2 protein-coding genes and 1 pseudogene are annotated in these 3,260 nt (G+C 69.7%); 2 read left to right on the forward strand and 1 reads right to left on the reverse strand.

The genetic code is table 11. The annotated features are described in order from the left end of the window. Positions 1 to 398, forward strand: a pseudogene (locus tag L995_RS14600) (hypothetical protein); the annotation flags it as partial. Between the two features lie 100 nt (positions 399 to 498). Further along, positions 499 to 1,203, forward strand: a complete 705-nt coding sequence (locus tag L995_RS14605; RefSeq protein ID WP_012207520.1) for a riboflavin synthase — start codon at positions 499 to 501, stop codon at positions 1,201 to 1,203. A 13-nt stretch (positions 1,204 to 1,216) separates the two neighbouring features. Here L995_RS14605 and L995_RS14610 read toward each other — a convergent pair. After that, positions 1,217 to 3,260 (reverse strand): copper-translocating P-type ATPase (locus L995_RS14610; protein WP_047472416.1); only part of this gene is annotated, 2,044 nt, incomplete at its 5' end.

Here is a 3,260-nt window from a genome sequence, read left to right on the forward strand (position 1 = left end):
ACCTGCGCCTGGCCGGCGGCGCCCAGGCCGGCCAGGACATCGAGGTGCAGGGCGCCATCCGCTGCGGCAAGGGCCTGCGCGCGGGCGGCAGCATCCGCGCCAGCGGCCTGATCGAGCTGGGCCACGGCCTGTACGCTGGCGCCGACGTGGAAGGCGGCAGCCATATCGAGGTGGACTGGGGCATGCGCGCGCTGGGCGACATCCGTGCGGCCTGCAGCATCCGCGCGGGCGAGACCCTGCATGCCGAAGGCGAGATCGCGGCCGGCCCCGGCTACGGCATCTATGCGGGCATGAACGTGCAGCAGGATGCCTGGCCGTCCTGTGCCTGGGTGCATGCGGCGCAGCGGCCCCCAGCCCTGCTCAGCGGCTGGTGGGAAGAGGCAGCGGCACCGGCCTGATGCCCGCAGGGACACGCCGGCCTGCGCCCCCGCAGCGCAGCGCCGCGTTGCAAAATACCCGCTTCGCCGCCGCCCGGGCGGCTCCAAGGAATCCCACATCGTGTTCACCGGCATCATCCAGGCCGTGGCAAGCATTGCCGCGCTGCGCGACCAGAACGGCCTGCGCACCTTCACCCTCGACTTTCCCGAAGGCTTCTGCCAGGACCTGGCCATCGGCGCCAGCGTCTCCACCGACGGCGTGTGCCTGACGGTGACGGAGATCCTCTCGCCCACGCGCGCCACCTTCGACGTGATGCTGCAAAGCCTGAACATCACCACGCTGGGCGGCTATGCCGTGGGCGGGCGCGTCAATGTGGAGCGCGCGGCAAAGGATGGCGCCGAGATCGGCGGCCATCCGCTGTCGGGCCACGTGGACTTCACCTCGCCCGTGCTGGAAGTAGCCTCCAGCGACACCAACCACCGCATCCGCTTCGGCATTCCCGAGGGCTTTCGCCACTACGTGTTCGCCAAGGGCTACATCGCCATCAACGGCGCCAGCCTCACGGTGTCCGAGGTGGACCGCCAGGCCGGCTGGTTCGAGGTCTGGCTGATCCCCGAGACGCGCCGCATGACCGTGTTCGAGTCCAAGGGCGTGGGCGACCTGCTCAATGTGGAGATCGACCGCAGCACCCAGGTCGTGGTGGACACGGTGCGCGAGACCGTGCAGCAAAGCCTGGGCCGCCTGCAGCCCGTGCTAGAAGCCCTGCTCAAGGAAAAAGGCCTGAGCCTGGACGACTTCATAGACGTCCCCAAGCTGCCCGGCTGACTGCCTTCGTCGTTCAACGCCCCGCCGCCAGCGGCGGATTGAAGCGCCGCAGGCGCAGCGCGTTGCTGAGCACGAAGACGCTGGACAGCGCCATGGCACCGGCCGCGAACACGGGCGACAGCAGCGTGCCGTTGACGGGGTACAGCAGGCCAGCGGCCACGGGGATCAGGGCCACGTTGTAGGCAAAGGCCCAGAACAGGTTCTGGCGGATGTTGGCCATGGTGGCCTTGGACAGCGCAATCGCATTGGGCACGCCGCCCAGGTCGCCCGACATCAGCACCACGTCGGCCGCCTCGATGGCGATGTCCGTGCCCGTGCCGATGGCCAGGCCCACATCGGCCTCGGCCAGGGCCGGCGCGTCGTTGATGCCGTCGCCCACATAGGCCAGCGTGCCATGCTCGGCCTTCAGGCGCTTGACGGCATCGACCTTGCCGCCGGGCAGCACCTCGGCCACCACCTCGTCGATGCCCAGCTGGCGCGCAATGGCCTCGGCCGTGCGGCGGTTGTCTCCGGTGATCATGGCCACCTTCAGGCCCAAGGCGTGCAGGGCGGCAATGGCGGCCGGCGTGCTGTCCTTGATGGGATCGGCCACGGCGATCATGGCTGCCAAGCGACCGTCCACCGCGGCATACAGCGGCGTCTTGCCTTCGTCGCCCAGGCGCGCGGCCTCGTCTGCCAGCGTGTCCACCTGCAGGCCCAATTCGCGCATGAAGCGGTCGGCACCGATCTCCACGCGCACGCCGTCCACCTGGGCGCGCACGCCAAAGCCTGTCACCGATTCAAAGCGATCCACGGCACCCAGCGGCAAATCCTCGGCCTTGGCAGCATCCACGATGGCGCGCGCAATCGGGTGCTCGGAGCGGTCCTCCACGGCCGCCACCAGCGCCAGCACGCGGCTGCGCTCGCCCTCGAAGCCGGGGGCCAGCACCAAGTCGGTCAGCTCGGGGCGGCCGCGCGTCAGCGTGCCGGTCTTGTCCACGGCCACCACGCGGGCGTCTTTCAAGGTCTGCAGCGCCTCGCCCTTGCGCAGCAGCACGCCCATCTGCGCGGCCCGGCCCGTGCCCACCATGATGGAAGTGGGCGTGGCCAGGCCCATGGCGCAGGGGCAGGCGATGATGAGCACGGCCACGGCATTGACCAGCGCAAAGCTCAGTGCGGGCGACGGCCCCCAGGCCAGCCAGGCGCCGAAGGTCAGCAGGGCCACGGCCATCACGGCCGGCACGAACCACATGGTGACCTGGTCCACCAGCGCCTGTATGGGCAGCTTGGAGCCCTGGGCCTGCTCGACCATGCGGATGATCTGCGCCAGCAGCGTATCCGCGCCCACCTTGGTGGCGCGAAAGGCCAGCGCGCCGTTCTGGTTCACCGTGCCGCCGACCAGTTCGGCACCCGGGGTTTTCTCGACCGGCACGGGCTCGCCGCTGATCATGGATTCGTCGACGAAGCTGCTGCCCTCGATGACCTCGCCATCGACGGGAATGCGCTCGCCGGGCCGCACCTCGATGGTGTCGCCCGCACGCACGGCGGCGATGTCCACTTCCTGCACGCTGCCGTCCTTGCGCACGCGCGCTGTCTTGGCCTGCAGGCGCACCAGGCGGCGGATGGCCTCCGAGGTATTGCCCTTGGCGCGCGCCTCCATGAAGCGGCCCAGCAGGATCAGCGCCACGATAACGGCTGCCGCCTCGTAATACACATTCACCGTGCCGGCCGGCAGCCACTGCGGCACGAAGGTGGCCACCAGCGAATAGGCGAAGGCCGCCGAGGTGCCCACGGCCACCAGCGAATTCATGTCGGGCGCGCCGCGCAGCAGCGCGGGAATGCCTTTCTGAAAGAACCGCAGGCCCGGCCCGAACAGCACGATGGCCGACAGCAGGCACTGCAGATACCAGCTGTTCTGCGTGCCGATGGCCTGCCCCACCCAGTGGTGGAAGGCCGGCACCATGTGGCCGCCCATCTCCAGCACGAACACCGGCAGCGCGAACACCGTGGCCACGATCAGCGAGCGCTTGAGCGAGGCCCGCTCGCGCGCCTGGCGCTGCTCCGTGCCGTCTTCGGCC

This window comes from Delftia sp. ZNC0008 (genome assembly GCF_000799035.1).
GTDB classification, from domain to species: domain Bacteria; phylum Pseudomonadota; class Gammaproteobacteria; order Burkholderiales; family Burkholderiaceae_C; genus Comamonas; species Comamonas tsuruhatensis.